This is a genomic window from Clostridia bacterium (assembly GCA_024653205.1).
Classification (GTDB): Bacteria; Bacillota; DSM-521; order Neomoorellales; family SLTJ01; genus JANLFO01.
Window position 1 is genome coordinate 1 of record JANLFO010000035.1, and the last position, 14,906, is coordinate 14,906.

Here is a 14,906-nt window from a genome sequence, read left to right on the forward strand (position 1 = left end):
CCGCGGACGGACCGCGTCAAGCTACTGTAGGATTGTGCCTCACCCATGGTCCCCGAGGAAGGAATAGCTAGAGAAGGGATACATTTCTGCTGATCCGTTTAAGGATACGGCGCAAGCGACTGTGAAGGCGGGCACCAAGGATGGCCGCAACCGCGCCAGGCCATGAAAGGGTTCCGGCCAGGAAGCCCGCCGGAGCGCGAAGCGCTAGCCTGAATTCGGTCAGCTGAGTTCGCTCGGCGAGGCCTGGTACGAGGGGGAACCGGGACTGCCGGGCGGGCGAACTGCGGATCCGCCGCCCTCGGTCAAGGCGTGAAGGCCCTTGACGGCCTCGAAGCCGGGGATTATCATGGCCCCGGAGGCAGGCAGGAATCGGCCGCCGGGCAACAACTCCTCGGGGGGTCAAGATGGATCCCATACGACACCGCATCAAACACAGCTACCGCAAGTGGTTTCTCACCAAGGTTAAACGGGCCGTGGCCCGCTACCGCATGATCTCGCCCGGGGACCGAATTGCCGTCGGCGCTTCCGGCGGCAAGGATAGCTCCGCCCTGCTGTACATCCTGTGGCTGCTGAGAGACTATTCTTCCCTATCCTTCGAGTTCCGGGCGGTGTTCCTGGACCTCGGGTGGTCCGTGGATCCTGAACCCCTGGCGGAGTTCTGCCGCCGGCGGGATATACCCTTTCAGGTGCAGCACACCGACATCGGGCCCATAGTCTTTCACTACCGCCGGGAGTCCAATCCCTGCGCGCTGTGCTCTCACCTGCGGCGCGGAGCCCTCAACGATGCCGCCAAACGCCTGGGCTGCAACAAGGTAGCCCTAGGCCACCACCTGGACGACCTTCTGGAGACTTTCCTGCTTAACTGGCTGTATACCGGCCGGTTTTCCACCTTCGAGCCCGTGACCTTCCTATCCCGCCAGGGGTTAGAAGTCATCCGTCCCCTGATCTACCTGCCCGGGAGCACGGTGGAAGGCTTGGCCCGGGCCGAGAGGCTGCCCATGCTGCCCAACCCCTGCCCCGCGGCCGGCAAGTCGGAGCGCCACCGGGTTCGGGAAACGGTGAGGGTGCTGGCCGGGCAGTATCCCCACCTGCGGGAGCGCTTCTTGACCGCCTTGGAGGGATCGGGGTGGCTTGGCGCCCACGGCGGGAACCCAGAAGAGGAGGAGGAGGGCTGAAGACTTGAAGCCCCGGATCATCTCCGCCAGCCGCCGAACCGATATCCCCGCCTTCTACGGTACCTGGCTGCTCAACCGCCTGCGCGCGGGCTGGGCGCTCACCTACAACCCCTTTAACCGGCGTCCCATGACCGTTTCGCTACGGCCGGAGGACGTGGCCGGGATCGTACTCTGGTCCAAAAACTTCGGCCCTTTTCTCACCCATGCCGAAGAAATCCGGGAACGGGGATTCAACTGCTTCTTCCTCTTTACCATTACCGGACTGCCCCGCCTCCTGGAACCCCACACGCCCCCGGTGAAGGAGGCGGTGGCCGCCTTCCGAACGCTGGCCCGCAGGTTCTCCCCCCACCACCTGGTATGGCGCTACGATCCCATCCTCCTCAGCCCTCTAACCGACCCCGCCTACCACCTGCGGACCTTCGACCACCTCTGCCGGCAGCTCGGGGGCTACACCTTCCGGTGTTACGTGAGTTTCCTCGACTTCTACCCCAAGGTACGGCGCCGCCTGGAAAGACTGAGCCGGACCGCAGGGCTCGAACTCCTGGCCGAGCCCCTGCCGGAAACGAAGCTGGAACTGCTTCGTAAACTGACCGAGATGGCGGCAGGGCATAACATCGAGGTTAGAGTCTGCAGCGAGGACTTCCCGCCGGAGGCCGGGCTTAAGAAGGCGCGCTGCATTGATCCCGAACTGCTGGCTCCGCTCTTCGGGCTCGACCCCGCGCTTTACCCGCCCAAGCCCACCCGACCCGGGTGCGGCTGTCACGAGAGTGTAGACATAGGCATGTACGAGACCTGCCCCCACCTGTGCGAGTACTGTTACGCCAACACGTCGCCGCAGCGGGTGCTCTCCGCCTACCGGCAGCACGAGCCCACAGCGCCCGCCCTGGTGGAACCGGGTAGTTCGGCCTCCCCCTTCCCCCGGTAGACCTCGCCCGTCTCTAGCGCGCCCAACGCAGGGGCGGATCGTCCGGGCGGAAGGTCCTCCCGGGTGCCTCGGGCACCGTCCCGTTTCCCGCGCCCGGCGCGCGCAGCCCCGGCCCGGGGCTTCCGGCCTACCCGTTGGGGCAGCGCACCAGCCTTCCTTCCCAGGTTCGCACCACTACTTCCTGCTCGTCGCACTCCAGCAGGTAGTTGGGCAGGAGCGGCACCTTGCCGTATCCACCGGGCACGTTAAGCACATACGTGGGTATGGCCAGCCCTGACGTGGAGCCGCGCAAGGCCTCCATTATGGCCAGCCCTTCCTGCACCCGGGTGACGAAGTGGCGGGTGCCGGTAACCGGTTTGGCATGGAACAGGTAATAGGGCCGCACCCTGATCCGGAGCAATTCCTGGTGAAGCTTCTTCATGACGTGCGGGTCGTCGTTCACGCCCCGAAGCAGGACGGCCTGGTTGCCCAGCACCACCCCCGCCCGGACCAGCCGGTCGCAGGCCTCCTTGGCCTCGGGGGTGATCTCCTTGGGGTGGTTAAACTGGGTGTTAAGGTATATGGGGGGATGCCGCTCCAGGATGGCACACAGCGCCGGAGTGACACGCTGGGGCAGGGTCACCGGAACCCGCGTGCCCAGCCGCTTGATTTCCACGTGGGGAATGCCGTCCAGCTCCCGAAGCAGCCACTCCAGTTCGGCATCGGCGAGCAACAGCGCGTCTCCGCCGGTGAGCAGCACGTCCCTTATTTCCGGATTGGCACGAATGTACTCCAGCGCCCGCATGAGGTCGGCGCGGGAACGGTGGCGGTCCACCTCCCCGATATTGCGCCGGCGCTGGCAGTGCCGGCAGTAGGTGGCGCAGCGGTTGGTCACGTTGATGATCAGCCGGTCGGGATACCGCCGGGTAACGCCGGGAACGGGAGAGGTCCATTCTTCGGCCATCGGGTCGTCCTCTCCCCCCTCCGCCATTTCCCTGAGATCGGGCACGGCTTGCCGGCGGATGGGGCACCCGGCATCTCCCACCCGCATCAGGCTGGCGTAGTAGGGAGAAACGGCCCAGCGGAACCGGCTCCCTACCCGGCGGATCTGGCGAACCTGCTCGGGCTTCAGGTCCAGAATCACCCGCAGGGTATCGACGTCGCCGATGCGGTGGCGCAGGTGCCAGCGCCAATCCTGCCAGTCGGCCGCAGTACCTCCGAGGATTCGCAGTATCCGCTCCCGATTGGCGGCGATCTCCTCCCGGCAGGAAAAGCCGGTGGGGATCTGCGGCGCCCGCGACAGGTACTCTGCTATTCGTTGCCGCAGTTCTGCCGCCCGACTTTGGGCGGCCCCGCGCTTGACCTGTTCGGCCCCTTCTTCCGTTTTCACCCAGGTGACGGCCCACTCGCTTTCGGTCCCCGACAACATGTTCCCACCCCCCTCAGGCGCCATCTTTCATTTGAGATTGGGGTTGGCGGCCGGAGAAAAAGAAAATGCCGCCTGCGCTTTCCATGATACCACAAATTCAGCTCTGTGACCAGAGTTGGGAGTAGGAATTTGTTCCCATCAAGAATCCGCCAAACGCTCAGAAGATCTCTTCCAGACAGATGGTCTGATGCCGCTGCGGGCCCACGGCAATCAGGAAAACCGGCACCCCCGCCAGTTCGCTCAGGCGGGCCAAATAGTTTCTTGCTGCCGGGGGCAACTCCTCCATGCTCCGCGCCTCTCCGATCCCGACCTGCCAGCCGGGCAGCTCCTCGTAGACCGGCTCACAGTCGGCTAAAAGACCGCTGTCGGCGGGGAAGTCCTCCAGGAGTTCGCCGCCGCAGCGATAGGCCACGGCGATCTTCAGCATCGGCAACGGGTCGAGCACGTCCAGCTTGGTCACCGCGAGGCCGCTCAATCCGTTCACCCTTGCCGCGTAGCGCAGGGCCACGGCGTCCAACCAACCGCATCGCCTGGGCCTGCCGGTAGTGGTGCCGTACTCTCCGCCCCGCTCCCGCAGCAACTCTCCTTCCTTTCCCCCGATTTCAGTCGGGAAGGGCCCCTCGCCTACCCGAGTGCAGTAGGCTTTGACTACCCCGATTACCCGCTGGATGCGGGTGGGACCGACTCCGCTTCCCAGGCAGGCGCCGGCGGCTACCGGGTAGGAAGAGGTGACGTACGGATAGGTCCCGTGGTCGAGGTCCAGGAGGGTACCCTGGGCGCCCTCGAACAGCACCTTCTGCCCGGCGTCCAGCGCTTGGTTGACGAGCAGCGAAGTATCGGCCGCGTAGGGCCGCAGCCGTTCGGCCAGCCTGAAATATTCATCCACCAATCCTGCACCGTCCAGCGTGGGCCGGCCCCAGGCGGCCAGGGTCTGGTTCACCAGTTCGACGTTGGCCAGGAGGCGATTCCGAAACCGCTCCGGATGGAACAGGTCGGCCACGCGCAGTCCGCGCCTGGCGGTCTTGTCCAGGTAGGCCGGGCCTATCCCCCTGCCGGTGGTGCCGATTCGGCCTCCACCCCGCCGCTCCTCCTCCAGGTGATCCAGCAGGCGGTGGTAGGGCATGACCAGGTGGGCTCCCAGGCTGAGGCGCAGGCCGGACGTATCCACCCCTCGGGCCTCCAGACCGTCCAGCTCTTCTACCAGGCCCCTGGGGTCTACCACTACCCCGTTGCCGATAACGCATACCTTGCCGGGATACAGGATCCCCGAGGGAATCAGGTGCAACTTGAACTCCCTGCCCTCTACTACCACCGTGTGACCGGCATTGCTGCCGCCCTGGTAGCGTACCACCATGTCCGCCCTGGCGGCCAGGTAGTCCGTGACCTTGCCTTTGCCCTCGTCGCCCCACTGCGTGCCGATGATCACTACTGCTCCCATACCGGCATCCTCTTCTCCCTTATGCCCATTTTATCCATTATGCTCCGGGCGGCCAGCACGCCGCTCACCGACGCCTGCGCCAGGCCCCGGGTGATTCCTGCTCCGTCGCCCGCGGCAAACAGGTTTTCAATCTCGGTTTCCAGAGAGGGTTTCAGGCGGAGGCGGGAGGAGTAGAACTTTACCTCCACCCCGTAAAGCAGGGTGTGCCGGGAGGCCACCCCGGGAGCTATCTTGTCCAGGGCCCGAAGCATTTCCATCAGCGAGGTAAGGTGGCGATAGGGAAAAACCAGTGAAAGGTCGCCGGGGGTGGCATCCCGCAGGGTAGGAGCTACCAGTCCTTTCTCCAGCCGCTCCCAGGTGGAGCGCCGGCCGGCCATCAGGTCTCCGAGCCGCTGTACCAGCACCCCGCCGCCCAGCAGATTGGCGAGACTGGCCACGTATTTGCCGTAGGCGATGGGGTCGCGAAAGGGTTCGGTAAAGGTCTTGCTTACCAGGAGCGCGAAATTGGTGTTCGCGGTGCGGCGGTCGGAGTAGGAGTGACCGTTTACCGTGACCACTCCCTCGTTGTTCTCCTTGACCACCTCGCCGTAAGGGTTCATGCAGAAGGTGCGCACCTTATCGTCAAAGGTTGGGGAGTAAAACACCAGCTTGGCCTCGTAGGTGGCCCGGGTGAGGTGCTCCATCACCGTTGCCGGGACTTCTACCCGCACGCCGATATCCACCGGATTTACAGCCGTCCCCAGCCCCAGCCTCCTGGCTTCTTCGGTGAGCCAGGCCGAGCCCTCCCGACCCGGAGCTACCACCACATAATCGGCCCGGAGGACCTCGCCCCCGGCGGTGACCACCCCCTCCACCCGGTCCTCCGAGACCAGGATCGCTTCCGCGGGGGTACGGGTGCGGATGGCAACCCCCTTGTCCAGCAACGCCCGCTGCATGCGGCGCAGTACCTCCCGGGTACGACCGGTACCCAGGTGCCGGATGGGAGCGGGAACGAGTTTGAGGTCGGCAGCCAGTGCCCGGCGCTGGATCTCGTCCAGTGCTCCCGCCCCGTCACCGCCGTAGACCTCAGGCGGGGCGCCGAAATAGAGGTACACGCGATCCACGTAGTCGATCAGGTCCTGAAGGAACCCGCGGTCGACGAATTCGTCCAGCATCCCTCCTACCTCGGGGGAAAGGGTGAGCTTCCCGTCGCTGAAGGCGCCCGCCCCACCCCAGCCGCTCACCGTAGCGCAGGGATGGCAGCGACGGCAGGGCACGCCGTCTTCCTGGGACGGGCAAGACCGCTGCTCCAGGTCGGGGCCCTTTTCCATTATCAGCACGCGCAAGGGCCTGGTGGCCCGGGTAAGTTCCAGGGCGGTAAAAATGCCCGCCGGGCCACTGCCGACGATTATAACCTCGTATCGGCCCAACCTGTTCCCCCTCTTCCGGGCGCTCGAAGCAGCTTCAGTTTAGCAAAGCCCGTACCCGCTGTCAAGGAAGCCGGGACCTGGCCGCCTCCGATGTGCCGGCAAAAGTGGCAAACCGGAAGCCGGAGCTACAGGTCTTCCTCCCGGGCCAGATCCACGAACTTGGTATACTCGGGCAGGAAGGCCAGTTCCACCGTGCCTACCGGCCCGTTGCGGTGCTTGGCCACGATCACCTCGGCAATGCCCCGGCGGTCGGTATGAGGGTCATAGTACTCGGGGCGGTAGAGGAACAGGACCACGTCGGCATCGGCCTCGATGGCGCCGCTCTCCAGAAGATCGGCCATTATGGGCCGCTTGTCCTGGCGCTGCTCCACGCCCCGGTTAAGCTGGGAGAGGACCAGGACGGGAACGTTGATTTCCCGGGCCAGGCCTTTCAGTCCGCGGGAAATCTGGGCTATCTCCTGCTGCCGGTTGTCGAAGCGGCCGTGGCCGCGCATGAGTTGGAGGTAGTCCACCACCACCAGCCCCAGCCCGCGCTCCGCCTGCAGACGCCGGGTCTTGGCCCGCACTTCCAGCACCGTAGCAGCCGGGGAATCGTCAATGTATATGGGTGCCTCCGCCAGGGTGCCCAGCGCCTGGGACAATCTTTCCCAGTCCTCATCCGTGAGGTAGCCGGTGCGCAGCCGGTGCTGGTCGATCATGGCGGTGCTGGCGATGAGCCTTTCCGCCACCTGGGCTTTGGACATCTCCAGGCTGAAGATGGCCACCGGCAGGTGATAGCGCAGGGCTATACTCTGGGCGATATTCAGGCAGAAGGAACTCTTGCCCATGCCCGGCCGGGCGGCGCAGATGATGAGATCGCTGGGCTGCAGGCCGGCCAGAAGCCGGTCCAGATCCTTGAAGGTGGGAAGCCCGGTGACCTCACCCTGGTTCTGGCTCAGGCGTTCCAGCCGCTCCAGGGCGGCGGCTATCAATTCCTTAACGCTGGTAAGTCCCTCCCGGATCTCCCTCTGCCCGAGGGCGAAAACCATCCTCTCGGCCTCGTCCAGGAGTTCCTGAGGGTCTTCGCCTTCCTCGTAGCACCGCTGGATTATCTTCTGGCCCACCTGGATGAGGCCCCGCAGAAGGGCCTTCTCCCGCACTATGCGCGCGTAGTAGGGAGTGTTGCTGGCCGAGGGCACCGATTGCCCCAGAGAAGCCACGTAGGCCATGCCGCCGACCTTCTCCAGCCAGCCCAGGCGGCGCAGCTCCTCCACCACCGTGACCAGGTCAACCGCCTCGCCCCGGTCGCCCATGCCTATGATGGCCTGAAAGAGCAGCCGGTGGGCTTCGTGATAGAAGTCTTCCGGCCGCAGGCTCTCTACCGCCAGGTAGATGGCCTCCCGGTCCACCAGCATGGCGCCCAGGACCGCCTGCTCGGCTTCCAGGCTGTGGGGCAGGGGCCGATTCAGGTCCGCCAACGCCTCTCACCTTCCTGGGGCAGCAAAGACGTAAGGCATGGCCTCCTCGATGGTGCTTATGGGCACCACCTCAATACCGCCCAAACCAGAAGGAAGCTCGGTCTGATTATCCTTGGGTACCAGTACCAACCGCATGCCGGCCTGTCTGGCTCCGTAGATCTTTTCCACCAGCCCGCCGACCGGCTTGATCTTGCCCTGGATGGAGATCTCTCCGGTAATGGCCACGTCCTGATACGCCGGACGCTCCTCAATGGCGCTCAGCAGCGCCAGGCAGATCGCCGCTCCGGCCGAGGGACCGTCGATGTTCCCGCCCCCTACTACGTTGACGTGCACGTCGTAGGCTCCCAGGTCCTTTCCGGTGAGGCGCCTGATTACCGCGGCGGCGTTGAAAACCGAGTCTTTGGCCATGGTACCGGCGGTCTCGTTGAAGCGAATCTGGCCGTGCCCCAGCTCTCGAGCGGGGAAAACCACCGCCTCGATCTCCAGGATACAGCCCACGTAGGAGATGACCCCCAGGCCGAAGACCCGGCCGATCTCGGTGTCGCGGCTGGCCCGGCAGGTCACGTAAGGAACCAGCCGGGCGTTCTGTATTACTTCATAGACCTCGTCCGGGGTAATGGTAACCCGGCGCTTTCCCCGGCCCCTCAGGTACAGGGCCAACCCGTAAGCGTCGGCCAGGATGCCGATGGCCTTGCGGGCCTCGATGGTATATTCGCTGATTATCTCCGGCACCTGCGGCGCCAGCCGCACTCCCAGGCGCCCGGCAGCCTGCCGCACGATGGTCTGGATGTCCTGAGGGCTTAGGGGATCGAAGAATACTTCCGCGCACCGGGAGCGCAGGGCGGGGTGCAGGTCCTCAGGATCGGCAGTAGTGGCACCGATCAGTATAAAGTCTGCCGGTGCGCCCTCCTCAAAGAGCTTCTTAATATAGCGCGGCACGTTGGCATCGTGGGGATCGTAGTACGAGGACTCGAAGTAGACCCTCTTGTCCTCCAGCACCTTCAGCAGCTTGGATACCAGGAGAAGATCCATGTCCCCGATCTCGTCGATGAACAAGACCCCGCCGTGAGCGTCACTGACCAGCCCCAGCTTGGGCTCGGGAACGCCCACCTCGGCCAGATCGCGGCGGGCTCCCTGGTAGATGGGGTCATGCACCGATCCCAGGAGGGGGTTGGTCACCTCCCGCGGGTCCCAGCGCAGGGTGGTCCCGTTAACCTCCACAAAGGGCGCTTCCGGGCCGAAGGGGGTGTTGCCCAGGCGTTTGGCCTCTTCCAGCACCAGCCGCGCGGCGGTAGTCTTCCCTACCCCGGGGGGGCCGTAAAGGATAACGTGTTGGGGAAAAGGCGAGGCCAACTTGGTCAGCAGCGCCCGCACCGCCCGTTCCTGCCCTACGATTTCCTTCAGGCTCCTCGGGCGCATGACCTCAAAGGCCGACCGGGCCAGGCGGACCTGCTCCTTCTTTTCCAGAAAGGCCAGCTTCTTCAGGGTCTGCGCGCTCTCCGGCCCCGCGGCCTCCTTGAGCACCTGCGCCCTTAGCTCCTGCAGGTACTCCTCCTGCCGGCGCTGAATGCGCTCGTTGACCTTGCGCTCCAGCTGCTCCTCCACGGAGCGCCTGGCCACCAGGTCCGCCAGCACGTCCTCCACATCAGCCAGTATCCTGGGAATCTCCCGGGTAGGCGGCACCTGGTCCAGGGTGGGATCGTCGTAGACCAGCCTCTGCAGGGCCAGAACCCTCTCGGCCAGGCGGGAGGAGCGCAGGAGTTCCAAGGCCTCCAGCTTGCTGGCCCGCAGCACCAGCTGATCCGGCCCGTACAACTCGGCCAGTATGTTGTAAAGAGCCGCTACCCGGCGGCTCAGCTGACCTCCTCGGACCTGATGGGCTACCGTGCTCATGCCTAATCCCTCCCCGCCACCCGGACGTTAATCGTGGCTGAAATCTGGGGGTGCAGGCGGATGACCACCGGATACGAACCTACTGCCTTGATGGGAGAAGACAACTCTATCTTACGCTTGTCGATCCCGACCTGAAATTCCCTGGCCAGGGCCTCGGCTATCTCTTTGTTGGTTACCGCCCCGAATAACTTGCCCCCCTCGCCGCTCCTCACCGCGATGACGACCTCCCGGCCCTCGAGTTTGGCGGCGGTCTGCCGGGCCTTCTCGGCCTGGCGCCGTTCCTTGGCCAGGCGCACCCTTTCTTTCTCCGCCGCCTCCTGGACCAGGCCTTCCTCGGCCGGTACCGCCAGGCCCCGGGGCAAAAGGTAGTTGCGCCCGTAGCCGTCCGCAACCTCCACTACTGCTCCGCGACGACCGAGCTTGGGCACGTCCTGAATAAGGATTACCTTCACCCGTCTCACCCTCCCCCCTTCGGGCCTTCCGGCGCCAGCCGGCGAAAGTTGAGCCAGGGATCGAACAGTCCCAGCGCCACCAGCACCGCGACCCCTAAGGGTAAGTACAGTACCAGGGGAAGAATTACCAGCGCCTTTATTGCCGGCGGGAGCAGCATATGTCGGTAAAGGTGGATCAGCACCGCCAGGCCGAACAGGGCCAAAACCGGCACGTAGGCGGCCATTACGTTTACCCCCACGGTGACCGCCGCAGCACTACCGGCACGGTCACCGGCCAGGTACGCCGCCAGCCCGAAGATCAGCCCCCACACCGCCGGCCAGGGAAGCTGCCAATGCGAGAAGGGGGGCAGCGAAGGCACGGTGCGCCACCGCTTGACCGCCCACCGACCGGCAAAGTACACCACCACGGCTCCGGCCGTCGTCTCCCACGCCAGCAGGGCGGGATACAGGACACCTACCCACGAAGCCAGGCTCTCCAGAGACTGCTGAAGCTGGACCGCGCTTAGCCCCTGGGCGACCATGGCCTCCAGCAAACCGGTTTCCCGATAGAGCTCCAAGGCCGACTCGACCCCACGGGCCAAGGCGGCCTTCCATTGCGCCCAGGCCAGGGCCAAGCTGGGCAGACAGGGCAACAGGCCTGCGGCCAGGGCGGTCCCCCCGATCAACAGGGTAACCCCCGCTCCCTTTTGCGCCCGCAGCCCGCTCCCGTAGGCCAGCCCGGCCATTGCCGGGCCCAGGAGCCCCAGGAATGCCTGCTCCAATCCTTGGACGGACCCGAGCAGTCCCAGCCAGGCTCCGGCCGCAGCCACTCCCGCCGGCCAGCCCCACAGGGCCACCACTACGGTAAGCGGGAGGGCCCAACCTATACGCAACCCGGCCAGGCCGGGAGGAGCGAGCACCGCAGCCAGCATTACCCCTGCCGAGGCTGCCGCCGCCCATATCCCGCGCACGCTTCAACCCCCAACCCTTACTCCACGGTGTAAGGCAAGAGCGCAATATTGCGGGCCCGCTTGATGGCCAGGGTTAGCTGCCTCTGGTGCCGGGCGCAGTTGCCGGTTATCCTCCTGGGAAGGATCTTACCTCTCTCGGTGGTATACTTGCGCAGCCGGTTCACGTCCTTATAGTCTACTACGGCAATCCGGTCCACGCAAAAACTGCAAATACGCTTACGCGAACGGCGTTTATCCCTCTTGGCCATAAACAGTTCCGATCTCCTTTCTGGCACCCTCCAGAGGGTTACTCTCCGGCCGGATTGATCTAACCGTATTCCCGGAAGGCTTCGCCTAGATGGGCAGATCCTCTTCTCCCAGAGGCAGATCCTCCAGGCCCTCCAACCCCTCCAGCTCCGGCCCCAGCTCTCCTGCGGGTTCGGCAGCCCGCGGCCGGTCCAGAAAGCGCACGGTGTCCGCCACCACCTCGGTGGCGCGCCTCCTGACGCCGTCCCGGCCCTCGAAGCTCCGGGTACGCAGGTGACCGTCTACCGCCACCAGGCGCCCTTTAACGAGGTTGTTGGCACACACCTCCGCCAGTTTCCTCCAGGTAACGATGCGGATGAAGTCCGTCCCCCTCTCTCCTTCTCGGTTGACGTAGGGACGGTCCACCGCCAGGTCAAAACTGGTGACCGCTACCCCCTCCGGAGTGTAACGCATTTCCGGGTCACGGGTAAGGCGGCCGACGAGTATCACCCGGTTGAGCAAAGCCACCACCACCCTATCCTGCCTGTTCTGCCTTCTCCGGTTGCTGGGGCTTGGCCGCAGCCTTCTCCGGCCGCCGCACGATCAGGTACCGGATCACCTGGTCGCTGATCTTGAATACCCTTTCCAGCTCTCGCGCCGCCGCCGGCCGGCTCCGGAAGTGCAGCAACACGTAGTAGCCCTCGCGAAACCTGTTAACCTCGTACGCCAGCCGGCGCTTACCCCAACGGCTAACCTGCTCTACTTCTCCGCCCTCCTCCTGGATAAGGCGGTTGAAGCGCTCGATCTGCGCCGCTATCTCTTCCTCCTCCAGATCCGGGCGAAGCACGTACATGACCTCATAGGCCCGCACGTCTACACCTCCTCCCTGTGGACTAGCGGCCCCTTCCGTTCGGCCTGGCCGGGAAGGAGCAGGGAAATCACCCCGTGGGGGCTCGCCCTATTATAGCACAGCCCGCCCACGCTAACAATACGACCGACCCTGAGGTCTGAGTCAACAGGTTCCGGGTGATATATTTTCCTTCCAAATTTGGAAAGAACGTTCCGGGACATCCACTGGAAATTGAGTAAGGTTGACCAGGTTTTCAAACTGTGCCAATCCAAGTAGGTGATGACAGGTCTAGTGTGCTAGTGGAATCTAGGTCTGAAGGTCCTCCTTTTTGGTGTGAGTGACATGGTAACCGAATTGTGCCTCCAGGGTATGAGTGCAGCACTTGTGCCGATAAGTTTGCCGGCTGATCCGGCCTATACCGTCCAGTTGTTCCAAACCTTGCTTGGACGGGGCACTCACCCGCACATTACGGCAATCTCTACCAGTCAAACGCGGTCAATCTCAAGACGGCTCTGTAGCAGGTAAAGATGGTCACCTGCTTCTTTCGGCGCCAGAGGGCTTGGTTCAGCCACGGTCTAGCAGTAGCGTTGCCGGAGCCGAGAAGATATTGTGGCGGTCAAAGATCAGTTCGCTTGCCCGCCCACCAGGGCCGTACTAAGGCGGTAGTGACGGTGACGGTTCTTGAGGCGGTTTGACCACCGCTTAGTAGAGGCTAAATCCCTCCCGCAGGATCTGGCGGAATAGCTCGGCATAACCGTCTGTTCCCCGGTCTAGACAGGGAAAATGTCCCCTTCTTATGGCCGGCTCCACCCGGTGTACGGCCTTTTTTAGTAGTTGCGCCGCCGAGGATACGACCTTTTCTTCGTTTTTCCTCAACCGGCTGGTGAGCTGTTGGGTGTAAAGGTGGAGTTTGCCGTTTATTAGGGCAAACAGTACGTTGGCTAGACACCCTAGCCCCGTCGCTGACCAGGCCCGGCCCCGGGTGCGGGCCTTGAATTTGCCCACGTTGGATTCGCCGCTTCCCAGCCCTCTTAGGCCTTCGCAACTGTACCCCAGTTGTGCCAGTCTGATCCGGTAGTCCAGGATGTACTCGCGGTCTTGTTCTACCAGCCTCTTTAGCGCCTGTACCTTGGGCCGGGCGTCTTCGTTTGCCCTTTGCCCCGCTTGGTCCATTATCCTTATCAGTCGGTCCAGCTCGTTGTCCCGAAGGGCAATAAGCGCCTTTTTCTTTAGGCTTTCCTCCCAGCTTAGGGCCCTTTGCACTTCCCGGGCTATGTGAAACCGGTCGTACTGGTAGATCGCCAGGGGGAAGTACTCTACCCCTTTTCTTATCCATTCCGCGCCGTCTCCGTTTATCACTACCAGGGTGGTTTCTAGCTCGTAGTAGCGGTCCAGTTTTTCGTATACGTCCTCCCAAAACTCCTGCGGCGTGCCCTGATCTTGCAGGTGCTTGAACAAAGGTATGGTCTCGTATTCCTGGCTTTGGGGATAGCGCGGCCGCCAGCCTTCATGCACTACTGCCAGCCGGCTCTCCCTTTTCCTGTGCCTCTTCCGCCTCCCCTTCTTGCCCTGCCTTCCCGTCCACAGCCCGTCCGCTTCGATGAACACTATCCCGGTTTTCTTAGACCGCCTTTCCTCCGGCTGCTCCTTGGCGATTACCTCCCCGGTCTTTAGCACCATCTGCCTTATGCCTTCGTGGCTGATCAGCCTTTCCCCCATGATCTCCTCGAGCCGGCCCGGGCCGCCCGGTAGGACGGCCCCTGCGCCGCTAAACTCACCGCTACCTTCGCTAGCCCCGGGCTTACCCGCTGATACGGCGAAAGCTTTAGCCTCTCGTCCAGCAAATACACCCCTTCCCCCGTGGCCAGGTCCAGGTAGTAGCGCCGCTTAAACCTTATGGGCCCAACCAGGCTGTCCACTACCCTCTCTTCGATCTCTTTGGCCTTATAACGATTGCGGTCCCTTACTAACGCAAAATATTTGTCCAGGTCCTCAAGGATTCTGGCCAGTGCCTCGCGAATTATGGCTATGGCCAGACGAAATACCAGTAGCTCCAGGTCTTCAAAACTTAATTCGCTCCACTTGGCCTTCACTTTGACAGAGACCCTCCCCTCGGGTTTTGGTTTGGTTCCTTCCCTTTCTCAATTCCCAGGGTTGGGTCTCTTTCCCTTCTTCTTGTACCCAAGATTCCCGGAAATACTTTACTCTAACACCCTGAGCTATTTGCGTTGACCCCGCTGTTGCCGTGAGGATGGCAGTTATTGGAGCCGGTTTAGCGGACTCTAGCCAACCGCAGGCTTGCCCTGTTGTCAACTATAGGAACATTATCCATCAGGTGTAACCTGAGTGGGCCAAAAGGGATATACCAGCCCCCTTGCCGTACCGAATTCGTTTTGGGGCCCCGTCTCGGTTAGGCGGCGCTGACCAGGCGGCGCAGGTTTTGTACCTTCTTCTCTCTCACTCTTCCTAAGGCCATGACCAGCATTACCAACAGGGCCAGGGTGCACCTTAGGGTCATCTTCTTTAGCCCCCGGATGTAGTGCTCCTCAAAGCCAAATACCCGGTCCAGCCGGCTGTTTACCCGTTCTACCACGGTGTGCTTCTTGTAGATGCTCTTCCAGGCGTAGCTAGACCGGGCCAGGGGAGTGAAGATCCGAGGGTCTTCTTTGAGCGGGATCCTTACCGCGCCTTTCACCCGGCAACGGTCCATGCCCATACAGGTTA

13 protein-coding genes and 1 pseudogene are annotated in these 14,906 nt (G+C 63.2%); 2 read left to right on the forward strand and 12 right to left on the reverse strand.

Annotation, left to right across the window (positions count from 1 at the left end; all coding sequences use genetic code 11):
* The first annotated feature begins 404 nt into the window (after window positions 1–404).
* Window positions 405–1,175 carry a tRNA 2-thiocytidine biosynthesis TtcA family protein gene (locus NUV99_11605; protein MCR4420735.1) on the forward strand — a complete coding sequence of 257 codons (771 nt, stop codon included), beginning with the start codon at window positions 405–407 and terminating at the stop codon, window positions 1,173–1,175.
* A 4-nt stretch (window positions 1,176–1,179) separates the two neighbouring features.
* On the forward strand, window positions 1,180–2,100 hold the full coding sequence (locus NUV99_11610; GenBank protein MCR4420736.1) for a DUF1848 domain-containing protein: 921 nt from the start codon (window positions 1,180–1,182) through the stop codon (window positions 2,098–2,100).
* A gap of 127 nt (window positions 2,101–2,227) precedes the next feature.
* On the opposite strand, the gene eam is transcribed toward NUV99_11610, so the two are convergent.
* The 12 genes and pseudogenes from eam to NUV99_11670 all read right to left on the reverse strand — a co-directional run.
* Window positions 2,228–3,508: a glutamate 2,3-aminomutase gene (eam, locus tag NUV99_11615; GenBank protein ID MCR4420737.1), complete on the reverse strand. Its 1,281-nt coding sequence runs from the start codon at window positions 3,506–3,508 to the stop codon at window positions 2,228–2,230.
* A gap of 157 nt (window positions 3,509–3,665) precedes the next feature.
* On the reverse strand, window positions 3,666–4,946 hold the full coding sequence (locus NUV99_11620) for an adenylosuccinate synthase (GenBank protein MCR4420738.1): 1,281 nt from the start codon (window positions 4,944–4,946) through the stop codon (window positions 3,666–3,668).
* Window positions 4,934–6,355, reverse strand: a complete 1,422-nt coding sequence (locus NUV99_11625) for an NAD(P)/FAD-dependent oxidoreductase (protein ID MCR4420739.1) — start codon at window positions 6,353–6,355, stop codon at window positions 4,934–4,936. Before NUV99_11625 ends, NUV99_11620 begins: the two co-directional genes overlap by 13 nt.
* 125 nt (window positions 6,356–6,480) lie before the next feature.
* Window positions 6,481–7,812: a replicative DNA helicase gene (dnaB, locus tag NUV99_11630; protein MCR4420740.1), complete on the reverse strand. Its 1,332-nt coding sequence runs from the start codon at window positions 7,810–7,812 to the stop codon at window positions 6,481–6,483.
* Window positions 7,813–7,818: 6 nt separating this feature from the next.
* Entirely contained in the window at window positions 7,819–9,705 is a 1,887-nt protein-coding gene (gene lonC, locus NUV99_11635; protein MCR4420741.1) for a Lon family ATP-dependent protease, read from the reverse strand.
* Between the two features lie 2 nt (window positions 9,706–9,707).
* Complete coding sequence (gene rplI / locus NUV99_11640) at window positions 9,708–10,157, reverse strand: 50S ribosomal protein L9 (GenBank protein ID MCR4420742.1); 450 nt, start codon at window positions 10,155–10,157, stop codon at window positions 9,708–9,710.
* A 5-nt stretch (window positions 10,158–10,162) separates the two neighbouring features.
* Window positions 10,163–11,107: a YybS family protein gene (locus NUV99_11645; GenBank protein MCR4420743.1), complete on the reverse strand. Its 945-nt coding sequence runs from the start codon at window positions 11,105–11,107 to the stop codon at window positions 10,163–10,165.
* A 17-nt stretch (window positions 11,108–11,124) separates the two neighbouring features.
* Window positions 11,125–11,355, reverse strand: coding sequence for a 30S ribosomal protein S18 (rpsR, locus tag NUV99_11650; protein MCR4420744.1), 231 nt, complete (start codon window positions 11,353–11,355; stop codon window positions 11,125–11,127).
* Window positions 11,356–11,440: 85 nt separating this feature from the next.
* Entirely contained in the window at window positions 11,441–11,854 is a 414-nt protein-coding gene (gene ssb / locus NUV99_11655; GenBank protein MCR4420745.1) for a single-stranded DNA-binding protein, read from the reverse strand.
* A 13-nt stretch (window positions 11,855–11,867) separates the two neighbouring features.
* Window positions 11,868–12,203 (reverse strand): 30S ribosomal protein S6, encoded by a 336-nt coding sequence (gene rpsF / locus NUV99_11660; protein MCR4420746.1) that lies wholly within the window; start codon window positions 12,201–12,203, stop codon window positions 11,868–11,870.
* Window positions 12,204–12,884: 681 nt separating this feature from the next.
* Window positions 12,885–14,275 (reverse strand): annotated as a pseudogene (locus NUV99_11665) (ISLre2 family transposase).
* 317 nt (window positions 14,276–14,592) lie between these two features.
* Window positions 14,593–14,906 (reverse strand): transposase (locus NUV99_11670; protein ID MCR4420747.1); only part of this gene is annotated, 314 nt, incomplete at its 5' end.

Coding starts and splice junctions, on each gene's coding strand:
- NUV99_11605 (MCR4420735.1), top strand. CDS start 405: ATGGATCCCATACGACACCGCATCAAACACAGCTACCGCAAGTGGTTT.
- eam (MCR4420737.1), bottom strand. CDS start 3,508: ATGTTGTCGGGGACCGAAAGCGAGTGGGCCGTCACCTGGGTGAAAACG.
- lonC (MCR4420741.1), bottom strand. CDS start 9,705: ATGAGCACGGTAGCCCATCAGGTCCGAGGAGGTCAGCTGAGCCGCCGG.
- NUV99_11620 (MCR4420738.1), bottom strand. CDS start 4,946: ATGGGAGCAGTAGTGATCATCGGCACGCAGTGGGGCGACGAGGGCAAA.
- rpsR (MCR4420744.1), bottom strand. CDS start 11,355: ATGGCCAAGAGGGATAAACGCCGTTCGCGTAAGCGTATTTGCAGTTTT.